General features: G+C 72.3%; 12 protein-coding genes. 2 read left to right on the top strand and 10 right to left on the bottom strand.

The features are described 5' to 3' along the window. Window positions 1-6: 6 nt before the first annotated feature. Both KJK29_RS03275 and KJK29_RS03280 read right to left on the bottom strand, forming a co-directional pair. Window positions 7-2,094, bottom strand: a complete 2,088-nt coding sequence (locus KJK29_RS03275) for a SpoIIE family protein phosphatase (protein WP_215117081.1) — start codon at window positions 2,092-2,094, stop codon at window positions 7-9. Between the two features lie 76 nt (window positions 2,095-2,170). Further along, entirely contained in the window at window positions 2,171-3,253 is a 1,083-nt protein-coding gene (locus KJK29_RS03280; protein ID WP_215117082.1) for a DUF6777 domain-containing protein, read from the bottom strand. A 132-nt stretch (window positions 3,254-3,385) separates the two neighbouring features. On the opposite strand from KJK29_RS03280, the gene KJK29_RS03285 reads away from it, so the two are divergent. Then, window positions 3,386-4,807, top strand: coding sequence for a lipase maturation factor family protein (locus KJK29_RS03285; RefSeq protein WP_215117083.1), 1,422 nt, complete (start codon window positions 3,386-3,388; stop codon window positions 4,805-4,807). Here KJK29_RS03285 and KJK29_RS03290 read toward each other — a convergent pair. The 8 genes from KJK29_RS03290 to KJK29_RS03325 are packed head-to-tail and all read right to left on the bottom strand — an operon-like array spanning window position 4,795 to window position 12,629. Then, window positions 4,795-5,628, bottom strand: coding sequence for an amidohydrolase family protein (locus tag KJK29_RS03290; protein WP_215117084.1), 834 nt, complete (start codon window positions 5,626-5,628; stop codon window positions 4,795-4,797). The genes KJK29_RS03285 and KJK29_RS03290 overlap by 13 nt on opposite strands. Continuing rightward, complete coding sequence (locus KJK29_RS03295) at window positions 5,625-5,942, bottom strand: L-rhamnose mutarotase (protein ID WP_215117085.1); 318 nt, start codon at window positions 5,940-5,942, stop codon at window positions 5,625-5,627. The genes KJK29_RS03290 and KJK29_RS03295 overlap by 4 nt, the downstream gene beginning before the upstream one ends. Beyond that, on the bottom strand, window positions 5,939-6,925 hold the full coding sequence (locus tag KJK29_RS03300) for an aldo/keto reductase (protein ID WP_215117086.1): 987 nt from the start codon (window positions 6,923-6,925) through the stop codon (window positions 5,939-5,941). The genes KJK29_RS03295 and KJK29_RS03300 overlap by 4 nt, the downstream gene beginning before the upstream one ends. Further along, a complete protein-coding gene (locus tag KJK29_RS03305; RefSeq protein WP_215117087.1) occupies window positions 6,922-7,677 on the bottom strand; it encodes an SDR family NAD(P)-dependent oxidoreductase in 756 nt (251 codons plus the stop codon). The genes KJK29_RS03300 and KJK29_RS03305 overlap by 4 nt, the downstream gene beginning before the upstream one ends. Further along, on the bottom strand, window positions 7,674-9,017 hold the full coding sequence (locus KJK29_RS03310; protein ID WP_215117088.1) for an L-fuconate dehydratase: 1,344 nt from the start codon (window positions 9,015-9,017) through the stop codon (window positions 7,674-7,676). The genes KJK29_RS03305 and KJK29_RS03310 overlap by 4 nt, the downstream gene beginning before the upstream one ends. 30 nt (window positions 9,018-9,047) lie before the next feature. Continuing rightward, complete coding sequence (locus tag KJK29_RS03315; protein ID WP_215117089.1) at window positions 9,048-10,076, bottom strand: ABC transporter permease; 1,029 nt, start codon at window positions 10,074-10,076, stop codon at window positions 9,048-9,050. After that, window positions 10,069-11,559, bottom strand: a complete 1,491-nt coding sequence (locus KJK29_RS03320; RefSeq protein ID WP_215117090.1) for a sugar ABC transporter ATP-binding protein — start codon at window positions 11,557-11,559, stop codon at window positions 10,069-10,071. The genes KJK29_RS03315 and KJK29_RS03320 overlap by 8 nt, the downstream gene beginning before the upstream one ends. After that, the gene (locus KJK29_RS03325; protein ID WP_215117091.1) at window positions 11,556-12,629 is read right to left on the bottom strand and encodes a sugar ABC transporter substrate-binding protein; all 1,074 of its coding nucleotides are present in this window, start codon (window positions 12,627-12,629) and stop codon (window positions 11,556-11,558) included. The genes KJK29_RS03320 and KJK29_RS03325 overlap by 4 nt, the downstream gene beginning before the upstream one ends. A 166-nt stretch (window positions 12,630-12,795) precedes the next feature. Here KJK29_RS03325 and KJK29_RS03330 point away from each other — a divergent pair, with 166 nt between their 5' ends. Further along, complete coding sequence (locus KJK29_RS03330; protein WP_215117092.1) at window positions 12,796-13,500, top strand: FadR/GntR family transcriptional regulator; 705 nt, start codon at window positions 12,796-12,798, stop codon at window positions 13,498-13,500. Window positions 13,501-13,512 lie beyond the last annotated feature (12 nt).

A 13,512-nucleotide genomic window follows, 5' to 3' on the forward strand; every position in this document is an offset into this window, starting at 1 on the left:
GCGGGGTCAGTCCTGGTCGGGCATCTGGAACTCGCACCACACGGCCTTGCCGCCGCCGCGTGCCTCCACGCCCCACGCGTCGGTGAGCAGGTCGACCAGCAGCAGGCCCCGTCCGGAGACGCCCGACTCGCCGGCCTCGCGGCGGCGCGGCAGGGCGCTGGAGGAGTCCTCGACCTCGACGCGCAGCCGGCGGCCGGAGCCGGTGAGGGCCCGCAGGGTGACGATCGCGGAGCCCTCGGTGTGCATCAGGGCGTTGGTGATCAGCTCGTCGGCGACGAGTTCGATCTCGTCGGCGCGGTCCCGGGCTCCCCAGCCGCCGACGGCGGTGCGGATCATGTGCCGGGCCTCGGTCAGGGCCGCCGGGTCGCCGGGGGCCACGTGCCGCTGGAGCCGGCGGCCGGACTGCGGGCCGTCGGGGCCGCGCCGGCGCAGCAGGAGCAGCGCCACGTCGTCGTCGCCGCAGCGCTCGGCGGCCACGTCGATGAGCCGGTCGGCGAGGTCGCGTACGTCGTCGGGGCCGGTGGCGACGAGCGCGGTGAGGGTGCGCATGCCGTCGTCGAGGTCGGCGCCGGGCTGCTCCACGAGGCCGTCGGTGCACAGCAGCAGGGTGTCGCCGGGGTCGAGTTCCACGGTGGCCACCGGGTAGTCGAGGCGGCCGAACTCGGCGGACAGGCCGAGCGGCAGTCCGCCCTGGACGGTGACGCGGCGGCAGGAGCCGTCGGGTCGGCGCACGAGCGGGTCGATGTGGCCGGCCCGGACCATCTGGAGCACGCCGGTCGACAGGTCGGCCTCGGCGTAGAGGCAGGTCGCGGAGCGGTCGGTGTCCAGTTCGTGCAGGAAGACGGAGGCCCGGGCCATCACGGTGGCCGGGGTGTGCCCCTCGGCGGCGTAGGCGCGCAGCACGATGCGCAGCTGGCCCATGACGGCGGCCGCGTGCGTGTCATGGCCCTGGACGTCTCCGATGACGGCGCCGACCCGGCCGCCGGGCAGCGGGATGAGGTCGTACCAGTCGCCGCCGATGTCCCGGCCGACGGAGCCGCCGATGGTGGCGGCGCGGTAGCGGACGGCGACGTCGGCCCCGGGCACGCTCGGGATGGTGCGGGGCAGCATGGCCTGCTGGAGGCCCTGGGCGAGGTCCATCTCCTGCTCGTAGAACATGGCCCGCTGCAGGCTCTGCGCGATGCTGCTGCCGAGGGCGACGAGGATGTTGCGCTCCTCGGGGGTGAAGCCGCGCCGGTCGCTGTAGAGCAGGCCCATCGCGCCGATGGGCCGGGCCTGGACGATGAGCGGCAGATAGGCGGCCGAGGTGATGTTCAGGTCGGTGATGTGCGGCCACAGGATCGGGTAGCGCTCGGCGAACTCCTCCGGCGACTCGATGAAGCGGGGGCCGAGGGTCCGTACGGCCTCGCTCATCGGGTAGGGCTCGTCGATGCGGGTGACGCGGGTGCCGGGCACGAAGCTGTCCGAGGGCCCCTCGGCGACCAGGCGGATGCGCCCGGCCTCGACCAGGCCCATGACCAGGCTGGTGGCGCCCAGGTGGGTGAGGCCGTGGGTGTCCTTCAGGACGTCGATGACGTCCTGGACGGTGCGGGCGTGGGCGAGGGCGGCCGTGGTGAGTTCGACGACGCTGGTCTGCTCCCGGCGGGCCTCGTCGCGGGCGGCCTGGTCGAGGCGGGCCTCGCTCTCGCCGAGTTCCTGGGTGGCGTCCCGGACGATGCCGATGATGCGGCGGGGCCGCCCCGTGTCGTCGCGCCGGATGTAGCCCTGGGTGTGGGTCCAGCGCAGGGTGCCGTCGCGGCGGCGCATGCGGAAGTAGGCGCCGTAGTTCTCGCTGCCGTCCTTCAGGGCCTGGGAGACCGCGGTGTCCAGGCGCCGTGCCTCGCCGGGCGGGACCCGCTTGGCGAGCGTCTCGGGGTGGCCGTCGTACTCGTCGAGGCGCACGTCGAAGACCTCGTGGGCCTGGGCGTCCATCTGCATCAGGCCGGTGTCCAGATCCCAGTCGAAACTGCCCATCCGGTTGAGCGCGAGGATCGGATCCGGGTGGGCGGGCCAGTCGTCCGGGAGTGACAGGGCGCTCCCTCCCCGATCAGCCATGGGCCCACCTTGCCAGGAATCATCCGATTCTTCGACCGATGTGCCGGGCGTACGGGCCTCCCGGCCGGACCGGTTCTCAGTCGCCATCGGGGATCAGACCGGCTCCGTCGGGCAGGTCGGGGCTGTCCGGCACGGTGTCGGGGCCGGCGGGGGCTTCCGGAGCCGGGCCGATCTCTTCTGGGGATAGGCCGATCTCATCTGGGGGTGGGCCGGTCGCGTCGGGGAGTGGGCCGGTCGCGTCCGGCGGTGGTACGAACGCGTCGCCCGGCGGTGAATCCACGGCTGCCGGGCTGCTCTCGTCCCGGGGAGCCGCGCTGCCCACGCCCGGGGACAGGGGCGAAGGTGTGGGGGACGTCGCGGACCGCTGCGCCCACAGCGGTGGCGGCAGGGCCCGGTCGTGGCGTACGTCGTGGCCGGTGGGCCGCACGATCCAGGTGCGGGAGGCGACGTCGATGATCGTGAAGTCGGTGATCACCTGCGGGGACGGGGTCACGACGATCACCCGGCCGGGCCGGTAGCCGGGCCAGGGGGTGCCCCGGCCGCGCGGCGTGCCCGGCGTCGCCACCGGCGGACGGAGCGGGTTGCCGCAGGCGCAGCGGACGCGCGGCACGCCCCGGTCGTCGACCAGGACGGCGGTGCCCGCCTGGAGGACGGACTGGTAGCCGCCCGCCCGTCCGGCCCGGAAGCCGTGGTTGGTGATGCGGGTGTCGGCGCGCAGCACCACCGGGGTCAGCCGGCGCACGTGGTCGGGGACGGAGGCCGGGGAGACGCCCGCGACCCCGGCGAAGGCGTGCATCCTGGCCCGGTCGCGGGTGAGGTGGCCGATCTGCCGCGCGATGTCGCAACTGCCGGTCCGCTCGATGCCGCCGTACAGGCCGGGTGTCCCGCCGGAGAGCGAGCGCGGGCCGACCGGGACCCGGGCCGCGCCGGCCGGGCCGGACGCCCCCGGCGTTCGAGGGGCGGGGGACGGGGTAGCCGTCGTGAGGGCCGTGGAGTCCGTGAAGGGGTCGGGGCCCCGGGCCGCGGCCGGCTGGAGGAAGAGCTCCGCGCCGGCGTCCGCGCCGTCACCGTCGCCTTCGCTGTCGGTGCCGCAGCCCGAGAGGAGGAGCGCCGTCGAGAGCACACAGGCCATGGCGAAGGCCCCGGTGTGTGTCCGCACCCAGTCCTCCTGCTTCATTTCCAGCGATTCGTCCCTATTGTTTGCTTCACTCTCTTGGGTTACGCAACCGGAGCGGCGCCACACGGAGCGTGACACTGGGGTCCGGCACGGCATCGGGAGGAGCGCACGGCCGTGGACTGGTTCACCGCATCCGACTACTGGCTGAGCCGGCTGGTCTTCCAGCGGGCGCTGGCCGCCGTGTATCTGGTCGCGTTCCTGACGGCCGCGCTCCAGTTCCGCGCGCTGATCGGGCGGCGCGGCATGCTGCCGGTGCCGGAGTTCGTCGAACGGGTGCCGTTCAAGCGGGCGCCGAGCCTGTTCCAGGTGCACTACTCGGACCGCTTCTTCGCGCTCTGCGCCTGGGCGGGCTGCGCGGTGTCGGCGGCGCTGCTGGCAGGGCTCGACTCGCTGCTGCCGCTGTGGGGCGGCATGCTGCTGTGGCTGGTGCCATGGCTGCTGTACCTGTCGATCGTCAACGTCGGGCAGACCTGGTACTCGTTCGGCTGGGAGTCGCTGCTGCTGGAGGTCGGCTTCCTCGCCGTGTTCCTCGGCAACGACGAGGTGGCGCCGCCGCTCGTCGTGCTGTTCCTGCTGCGGTGGATCCTGTTCCGGGTGGAGTTCGGCGCGGGGCTGATCAAGATGCGCGGCGACGCATGCTGGCGGAAGCTGACGTGTCTGGACCACCATCACGAGACCCAGCCGATGCCGGGCCCGCTGAGCTGGTTCTTCCACCGTCTGCCCAGGCCCCTGCACCGGGTCGAGGTGGCCGCGAACCATGTCACCCAACTCGTGGTGCCGTTCCTGCTGTTCACCCCGCAGCCGGTCGCGACGGCCGCCGCCGCGCTGATGATCGCCACCCAGCTCTGGCTGGTGCTGTCGGGCAACTTCTCCTGGCTGAACTGGATCACGATCGTGCTGGCCCTGTCGGCGGTACGGTTCCCGGCCGATCCACCGGACAGGCCCGAGGCCCCGCTCTGGTACGTGGTCGTGGTGCTGGCGGTGGCGGCGCTGCTCGTGGTTCTCAGCTACCAGCCGGTCCGCAACATGGTCTCCCGCCGCCAGGTGATGAACCGCTCCTTCGACCCGGTCCATCTGGTCAACACCTACGGGGCGTTCGGCAGTGTGAGCCGGATCCGCTACGAGGTGGTCGTCGAGGGCACCGCGGACGAGGTGCCGCGCGAGGACTCGGACTGGCGGGAGTACGAGTTCAAGGGCAAGCCGGGCGATCCCCGGCGCTGGCCGCGCCAGTTCGCGCCCTACCATCTGCGGCTGGACTGGATGATGTGGTTCGCGGCCCTCTCCCCCGCCTACGCCGGTTCCTGGTTCGGCACGCTGGTGGAGCGGCTGCTGGAGAACGACCGGGCCACGCTGAAGCTGCTGCGCCGCTCGCCGTTCCCGCCGGACGCGCCCCCTCGGTACGTACGCGCCCGACTGTTCCGCTACCGCTACACGACCTGGCGCGAGCTGCGGGAGACGGGCGCGTGCTGGGAGCGGACGTACGTACGGGAGTACCTGCCGCCGACGCGGCTGGCGGAGAGCGCTCAGAGGCCGTAGACGCGGGTGGCGGTGGTCGCGAGGATCTGCTCGTGGTCCTGCTCGGAGGTCAGGCGGCGTACGGGGTCGAGGGTGCCGCCGTAGGAGGTGGCGAGCGTGCACACCGGCCAGTCCGAGCCGTACATCAATCGGCCCGGCCCGAAGGCCTCCAGGGCCACGTCGGCATACGGGCGCAGGTCCTCGACGGTCCAGGAGGCGAGGTCGGCCTCGGTGACCAGGCCGGACAGCTTCGCGACCGTGTTGGGCCGGGCGGCGAGGGCGCGGAGGCCGGACGCCCAGGGTTCGAGGGCGCCGGAGGCGATGGGCGGTTTGCCCAGGTGGTCGAGGACGAAGGTGAGGCCGGGCAGGTCGGCGGCGGCCCGTGCGCAGGCCGGGAGCTGATGGGGCAGGACCACGAGGTCGTAGACCAGCCCGGCGTCGGCGAGTGCGCCCAGTCCCCGGCGTACGTCCGGGCGCAGCAGCCATTCCGGGTCGGGTTCGCCCTGGACCTGGTGGCGGATGCCCTTGAGGTGGCGGCCGCCGGGGAGTTCCCGCAGCCGGGCGAGTTCCTCGGCGACGTCGGGGCGGGTGAGGTCGGTCCAGCCGACGACGCCGGCGATCAGGTCGTGCTCGTCGGCCAGGGCAAGGAACTCCGGGGTCTCCTCGGGCACGATGACCGTCTGGACGAGGACCGTACGGCCCACTCCGGCCGCCCTCGCCTCGGGTTCGAGGTCCTTCATCGTGAAGTCGCGGCGCAGGGGCGCGAGTTCGGGACCGGTGATCCAGTCCTGGTCCCGTACGGACAGGTCCCACACATGGTGGTGGGCGTCGACGACGGTCATGACGGCAGCTCCCAGACGACCGGCAGACCGGCGTCGGCGCCCTCGCCTGAGTAGTCGTGCACGACGTCCAGCAGCTCGGCCATGCGGGCCTGCCAGGCGACGTTGACCGGCAGCTTCTCCAGTTCGGCGAGCAGACGGGCGTAGTCCTCGCACTCCAGGACGTGGAAGAGGTCGGTACCGCTGCGCCAGATGGTCCAGGAGGTGGCGCCGGCGGCCCGGATGGCGTCGGTGAGTTCCTCGGGGACCTCGCGGTGGGCGGCCTCGTACGCGGCGACGCGGTCGGCGCGGACCTTGGTGTGCAGGGCGACTCTCATGACGGTTCCTCGGTGGGGACGGGGGCGTCGGCGGGCAGCAGTCCCTCGGTGCGCAGGTCGTGCCAGAACGCACCGGGCACGCGCGCGGCGAACTGGTGGGCGCAGTCGCGGACCTCGTGCGCCGAGCGGGCCCCGACGAGGACGCTGGCGACGGCCGGGTGGGCGGCGCAGAAGGCCAGGGCGGCGGCGCGCAGCGTGGTGCCGTGGCGGTCGGCGACGGACTTCAGCCGCAGGGCGCGTTCGACCAGCTCGGAGGGGGCGACGGTGTAGTTGTACGTGGCGCCCGGCCGCGGGTTCGCCAGCAGGCCGGAGTTGAAGGCGCCGCCGATGACGACGGACCTGCCGCGTTCCCGGGCCGCGGGCAGCAGGTCGGTGAGGGCGCTCTGGTCGAGCAGGGTGTAGCGGCCTGCGCAGAGCACCACGTCGACGTCGGTGTCGCGGACGAAGCGGGTGAGCATCTCCGCCTGGTTCATTCCGGCGCCGATCGCACCGACCACGCCCTCGCCGCGGAGCTTCTCCAGGGCGGGATAGCCCTCCCGGAAGGCCTCTTCGGCGTGTTCGTCGGGGTCGTGGAGGTAGACGACGTCGACGCGGTCGAGGCCGAGCCGTTCCAGGCTGGCCTCCAGGGTGCGTCGTACGCCGTCGGCGCTGAAGTCCCACACGCGGCGGTGGGTGGCGGGTACGGCGAAGCCGTGGGCCAGGTCGTCGCCGGTGCCGTCGGAGGGCTCCAGGCGGCGGCCCACCTTGGTGGAGATCGTGTACTGGCCTCGGGGGCGGTCGCGCAGGGCGGCGCCGAGGCGGCGTTCGGAGAGGCCGAGGCCGTAGTGCGGGGCGGTGTCGAAGTAGCGGATGCCCCGCTGCCAGGCGGCCTCCACGGCGTCGTGCGCCTGTGCCTCGCCGACTTCGGAGTACAGGTTGGCGATCGCGGCGGCGCCGAAGGACAGGGCGCTGACCTCGACGCGGCTGCCGCCGAGCCGGTTCACCGGGCCGCCGGGCGCAGCCGCAGGCCCTGCATGCCGCCGTCGACGGCGAGGGCGGTGCCCGTGGTGGCGCCGGAGAGGGGTCCGGCCAGATAGGCGACGGCGCCGGCGACCTCGGCCGCCGAGACGAGACGGCCGGTGGGCTGGCGGGCCTCCAGTGCGGCGCGTTCGGCGGCCGGTTCGGGCGCGGCGTCGAGGAGGCGGCCGACCCAGGGTGTGTCGACCGTGCCCGGGTTGACGCAGTTGACGCGGATGCCCTCGCGGACGTGGTCGGCGGCCATGGCGAGGGTGAGCGAGTACACGGCGCCCTTGGTGGCGCTGTACAGGGCGCGCTGCGGCAGGCCCGCGGTGGCGGCGATGGAGCAGGTGTTGACGATCGCGGCGTGCGCGGAGGCGCGCAGATGGGGCAGGCAGGCGCGGGCGGTGCGGACCATGCCGAGGACGTTGACGTCGTAGACGCGGTGCCATTCGTCGTCGGGGTTGTCCTCGACGGTGCCCTGGGCTCCGATGCCCGCGTTGTTGACCAGGACGTCGAGCCCGCCGAGGTCGGCGACGGCGGCCGCCACGGCCTCGCGCACGGAGGCGTCGTCGGTGACGTCCGCGCGGTAGGCGAGCAGCGGCTTGTCGACCGGCGACGGGTCCAGGTCGAGGACGGCGACCCGGGCGCCGCGCTCGGCCAGCAGGTCGGCGGTGGCCCGGCCGATGCCGGAGGCGCCGCCCGTCACCAGGGCTGTGATGCCCTCGAAGTCGCTCATACGGCCTGACCCTTCTTCCGCTCGTCGAGGTCGGCGGCCCAGAACGCGCCGCCCGGGTAGGTGAATCGCGCCAGTGACTCGGGCCGCATGGCGGCCGAGAAGCCCGGCGCGGTGGGTGCCCTGTAGTGAGCCTCGTGGATCACCACCGGGTCGAGGAAGTGGTCGTGCAGATGGTCGACGTACTCGATGACGCGGTCCTCGGTGGTGCCCGAGAGGGCCACGTAGTCGAACATCGACAGGTGCTGGACGAGTTCGCACAGGCCGACGCCGCCCGCGTGCGGGCATACCGGCACGCCGAATTTGGCCGCGAGCAGCAGGATCGCGAGGTTCTCGGGGACGCCGCCGACGCGGGCCGCGTCGATCTGGACGACGTCGAGCGCGCCGGCCTGGAGGAGCTGCTTGAAGACGATCCGGTTGTGCACGTGTTCGCCGGTGGCGACCTTCACGGGGGCGACGGCCCGGCGGACCGCCGCGTGGCCGAGGATGTCGTCGGGGCTGGTGGGCTCCTCGATCCAGTACGGGTCGAACTCGGCGAGGGCCTTGGTCCAGCGGATCGCCTCGTCGACGTCCCAGCGCTGGTTGGCGTCGACGGCCATGCGGACGTCCGGGCCGATGACGGACCGGGCGACGCGGCAGCGGCGGATGTCGTCGTCGAGGTCGGCGCCGACCTTGAGCTTGATCTGCCGGAAGCCGTCGGCGACGGCCCGGGCCGCGAGCCGGGTGAGTTTCTCGTCGTCGTAGCCGAGCCAGCCGGGTGAGGTGGTGTAGGCGGGATAGCCGCGCTCCAGCAGCCGGGCCGTGCGCTCCTCGGCGCCCTCCCGGCCTCGGCGCAGCAGGGTCAGGGCCTCCTCGGGGGTGAGGGCGTCGGTGAGGTAGCGGAAGTCGATCTGGCGCACCAGCCACGCGGGGTCGGCCTCGGCGAGCAGCCGCCACAGCGGCAGTCCCGCGCGCTTGGCGGCCAGGTCCCACACGGCGTTGACGACCGCGCCGATCGCCATGTGCATCACGCCCTTTTCGGGTCCGAGCCAGCGCAGCTGGCTGTCGCCGATCAGGTCGCGGTTCAGGAGGGAGGGGTCGGCGCACAGGTCGTCGGCCGAGCGGCCGATGAGGTGTCCGCGCAGCGCGTCGATCGCGGCGACCTGCACCTCGTTGCCCCGCCCGATGGTGAAGGCGAATCCGTGGCCCTCGTGCCCGTCGGCCGCGTCGGTGCGCAGGACGACATAGGCCGCCGAGTAGTCGGGGTCCGGGTTCATCGCGTCGGAGCCGTCGAGCTCGCGCGAGGTGGGGAAGCGGATGTCGTGGGTGTCGACCGCGATGATGCGGGCGGGCGTCGGGGACACGGGGGGCCTTTCGGTTGCAGGGGCGGGGTGTCAGTCCTGGGCCCGGCCAGTGGTGACCCGGGCGATCATGAGGGCGACCAGGATGATCCCGCCGTAGATGGCCTGGATCCAGAACGACGGCACCTGGGCGAGGGTGAGCAGGTTCTGTACGACACCCAGAAGGAGTACGCCGGTCAGGGCGCCGAACATGGTGCCCTTGCCGCCGTCGAGGGCGATGCCGCCGATCACCGCGGCCGCGAACACGGTGAAGATCATGTTCTGGCCCTGGTTGGCGCTGATCGCGCCGACGTATCCGGTCTGCATGATGCCGCCGACCGCGGCGAGGACACCCGCGACGACGAACACGCCGAGCATCACGCGCTCCACCCGGATGCCCGCCGCCCGAGCCGCGTCCGCGTTGCCGCCGATGGCGTACAGGGCGCGCCCGACCCGGTGGTACTTCAGCACCAGCCCGGCCGCCGCGAAGGCGCTCGCTGCGAGCCACACCGAGAGAGGGACGCCGAGGAAGGTGGTCGTCGCCAGCGAGTAGAAGCTGTCGGGCATCCCGAACAGCGTCTTGCCCTTGGTCGCGCCGACCAGCAGGCCGCGCAGCACGATCAGCATCGCCAGCGTCACGATGAACGCGTTGAGCTTGAACTTCACGACCAGGACGCCGTTGAAGGCGCCGACGGCCGCGCCCGCGACGAGGACCGCCACCAAGGCGAGGGCGGCGGGGAGTTCGGCGCCCCAGCCGGACTGCGCCGCGGGCAGCACGAGCAGCGCGCCCACGGCGGGCGCGATCCCGACGACCGATTCCAGGGACAGGTCGAACTTGCCGGTGATCAGGACGAGCGACTCGGCGAGCACGACCATCGCGAGGGCGGCGGAGGCACCGAGGATGGAGACGATGTTGCGCTCGGTGAGGAAGGAGTCGTTGACGACGGCGCCGAGCACGAGGAGCAGCAACAGGGCGGGGACAAGGGCGAGTTCGCGGGCCCGGCGGAGGAGGACGGCCTTGGCGGCGCGCGGGTCGGTGGCTCGCGCGGGCGCGAGCGGCGGGGCCGCCTTGGTGTCAGCCATGGTCCACTCCTTCGATGGAGGCGATGAGCTCGTGGTCGCGCCAGCCCGCCGGGTGCTCGGCGACGACACGGCCGTGGAAGAGGACGAGGACCCGGTCGCAGCGCCTGAGGTCGTCGAGTTCGTCGGAGACGACGAGCACGGCGGTGCCGTCCTCGCGGGCGGTGTCGACACGGGCGAGCAGGGATTCCTTGGACTTCACGTCGACGCCCGCGGTCGGGTTGACGAGGACCAGGAGCCGCGGGTCCGAGGCGAGGGCCCGGGCCATGACGACCTTCTGCGCGTTGCCCCCGGACAGGTCGGAGACGGGCTGTTCGGGGCCCGCCGCGTGGATGTCGAGGCGTTCGATCAGCGCGGTGGCGACATCGCGCCTTCTGTCGGTGCCGACGAAGCCGTAGCGGCCGAGCCGGTCCAGGACGCTGAGGGTGGCGTTGTCGCCGATGGACATGCCGAAGACCAGGCCCTGCTCGTGCCGGTCCCGGGGCACGAAGCCGACGCCGGCCTCCAATGCCTTGCGGACGTCGCCGAACGGCAGCGGCCGCCCGTCCAGCCGGGCCGTTCCGCTCGTGGGGGTGTGCAGTCCCGTGAAGGACTCGGCGAGCTCTATCTTGCCGCTCGCGCTCGATCCGGCCAGTCCTACGACCTCGCCCCGCCGGACAGTGAGGTCGACGCTCTCATAGGCGGTGGAGGTGAGGCCGCTGACGTCGAGCAGAACGGGGCCCGATGCTCCCTGGGTCCTTTGCCGCTCGACCTGTTCGGCGATGGTCTCTCCGGCCATGGCTTCCACCAGGGCCTGTCGGGGCAGGTCGGCGACCGGTGCCGTGGTGATCCAGCGGGCGTCGCGCAGGACCGTGACGGTCTGGCAGACCTCGTACACCTCCTGGAGGTGGTGCGAGATGAACAGGAAGGTGACGCCCGACTCCTGCAAGGCCCGCATACGCGTGAACAGCCGCTCGATCTCCCGGTTGTCGAGCTGCGCGGTGGGTTCGTCGAGGATGATGAAGCGGGCGCCGAAGCTCAGCGCCCGGGCGATCTCCACCATCTGCCGGTCCTCGACCTTGAGATCGGCCGTGCGCGCGTCCGGGTCGACGCGCACGTCCCAGGTGTCGAGAAGTGCGGCCGCCTCGGACTTCAGGCGACGCCAGCTGATGAAGCCGCGCCGGAGCGGCTGCCGGTTGATGAACAGGTTCTCGGCGACGGTCAGTTCGGGGACGACCGTCGGGTGCTGGTAGACGCAGGCGACCTTGCGGCGCCAGGCGTCCCGGTCCGTGAGCGGGGGCGCGGGGTCGCCGTCGAAGCGGACGGTGCCCTCGTCGGGGGCTTCCAGGCCGGTGAGGATCCTGACCAGCGTGGACTTGCCGGCGCCGTTGCGTCCGACGAGGGCGTGGGACTCGCCCGGCAGGACGGAGAGCTTGCCGTCGGCGAGGGCGGTGGTGGGGCCGTACCGTTTGACGATGCCCCACGCTTCAACCAGTGGGCTGCTCATTCGACCGTGTTGCCCCAGAGCTCGGGGTCGTCGACGTTGTCCTTCGTGACCAGCGGCGCGGGCAGCTGGTCCTCCAGGATGCCGCTGGGCAGCTTCACGATCGTCGAGTCGTGGTCGGTCGGGCCGGGCTTGAACGTCTTTCCCTGCATCGCCGCCTTGATGTAGTACATGCCGTACTTGGCGTAGGCGTCGGCGGGCTGGGAGACGGTCGCGTCGATCTCGCCCTTGCGGATCGCGTCGAACTCCTGCGGGATGCCGTCGTTCGAGACGATGGTGATGTGGCCCGACTGCCCGGCCTTCTTCAGCATGCCCTTGGACTTGAGGGTCTGGAGGGTGGGCGCGAGGTAGACGCCGCCCGCCTGCATATAGATGCCCTTGATGTCGGGGTTGGCGTTGAGGAGGGTGTCGAGCTTCGAGGCCGCCGCGTCGGACTCCCACTTGGCGGGGATCTCCAGGACCTTGAGCTCGGGGAAGTTCTTCTTCACGCAGGCGCGGAACGCCTCGGAGCGGTCGCGGCCGTTGACCGAGGCGAGGTCGCCCATGATCTGCACGACCTTGCCCGAGGTGATGTGCTCGCCGAGGTACTGGCAGGCCTTCTCGCCGTACGCCACGTTGTTCGCGCGGACCACCATCGCGACCTTGCCCTTGTCGGGCGCCACGTCCACGGCGACGACCGGCACGCCCTTGCGCTCGGCCTGGTCGAGGCCCGCCTCGATGGCGGCGCTGTCCAGCGGGGCGACGACCAGGCCCTCGACGCCCTGGTTGAGCTGGTTGTTGATGTCGGTGATCTGCTGCGAGGGGTCGCTGTTGGAGTTGACGGTCTTCATCGCGTCCACGCCCTCGGCCTTCGCCATCCTGGGCACGTAGTCGTTGTACGACTGCCAGAACGGCGAAGTCAGCAGGGGCAGGACGACCCCGACCTTGCCGCTGCCGTCGCCGCCGCCGGCACCCGAGGCGCCGGTGTCCTTGGTACTGCCGCACGCGGCGAGCACCAGGGAGGCGCCGGCGGCCAGCGCCACCGCGCCGACGATCCGGGACCTGTTCCGCTTCCGCACTGTGCTTCCGGGCATCTGAGGGGGCTCCCATCGACCGGTGTTCGAGCAGATGCCCGCATACTTATCAGACCACTCCCCCGTCGGAACACCCTGCGGAGGCACATTTTCGCGCTCCGGGCTCATAGTGGTCCGACCACCTCGCTGGTTAGACTGCGCCGGAGCCTGTGATCGGAGGAACGGCGTGGACGACGAGACGGCCCCGCAGAAGGGCACCGTGACGCAGCGCGCCATCGAGCGGATCAAGGCGATGATCGGCGAGGGCCGGCTGGAGCCGGGCCAGCGGCTGCCGACCGAGCGCGATCTGGCCGCCCAGCTGGGCATGTCCCGCAGCTCGATGCGGGAGGCGATCCGCGCGCTCACGGTGCTGGGCGTGCTGGAGGCCCGGCACGGGTCGGGCATCTACGTCACCCAGCTGGAGGCCGGGGACCTGCTGGAGACGTTCGGTGTCGTGGCGGACCTCTCGCGCGGCCCGCGTCTGGTGGAGCTGCTGGAGATCCGGCGGATCCTGGAGTCGACGGCGACCGCACTGGCCGCCGCCCGGATCAGCGACGACCAGCTGGCCGAGGTCGAGAAGCACCTCGCGGCGATGAACGCCACGGACGATCCGGAGGAGATCCTCGCCCACGACCTGGCTTTCCACCGGGAGATCGCGGCGGCGGCGGGCAACGAGACCATGGCCGCGATCCTGGAGGGCCTGTCCTCACGGACGTTCCGCGCCCGCGTCTGGCGCGGCTACCAGGAGGAGGGCGCCTTCGAACGCACCCGCCGCGAACACGCCGCGATCCACCGCGCCCTGGCCGCCCACGACCCGGAGGCGGCCCGCGCGGCGGCGGCCGCGCACGTGGGCGAGGTGGAGGAGTGGCTGCGGACGCAGCTCGGGTCTTGAGCCGTGTCCGCC

This window comes from Streptomyces koelreuteriae, assembly GCF_018604545.1.
In the GTDB taxonomy this organism is placed as follows: Bacteria; Actinomycetota; Actinomycetes; order Streptomycetales; family Streptomycetaceae; genus Streptomyces; species Streptomyces koelreuteriae.

Excerpts from the sequence above, each read along its gene's own strand:
- KJK29_RS03275 (WP_215117081.1), bottom strand. The coding sequence starts at position 2,094 with ATGGCTGATCGGGGAGGGAGCGCCCTGTCACTCCCGGACGACTGGCCC.
- KJK29_RS03290 (WP_215117084.1), bottom strand. The coding sequence starts at position 5,628 with ATGACCGTCGTCGACGCCCACCACCATGTGTGGGACCTGTCCGTACGG.
- KJK29_RS03295 (WP_215117085.1), bottom strand. The coding sequence starts at position 5,942 with ATGAGAGTCGCCCTGCACACCAAGGTCCGCGCCGACCGCGTCGCCGCG.
- KJK29_RS03305 (WP_215117087.1), bottom strand. The coding sequence starts at position 7,677 with ATGAGCGACTTCGAGGGCATCACAGCCCTGGTGACGGGCGGCGCCTCC.
- KJK29_RS03315 (WP_215117089.1), bottom strand. The coding sequence starts at position 10,076 with ATGGCTGACACCAAGGCGGCCCCGCCGCTCGCGCCCGCGCGAGCCACC.
- KJK29_RS03320 (WP_215117090.1), bottom strand. The coding sequence starts at position 11,559 with ATGAGCAGCCCACTGGTTGAAGCGTGGGGCATCGTCAAACGGTACGGC.
- KJK29_RS03325 (WP_215117091.1), bottom strand. The coding sequence starts at position 12,629 with ATGCCCGGAAGCACAGTGCGGAAGCGGAACAGGTCCCGGATCGTCGGC.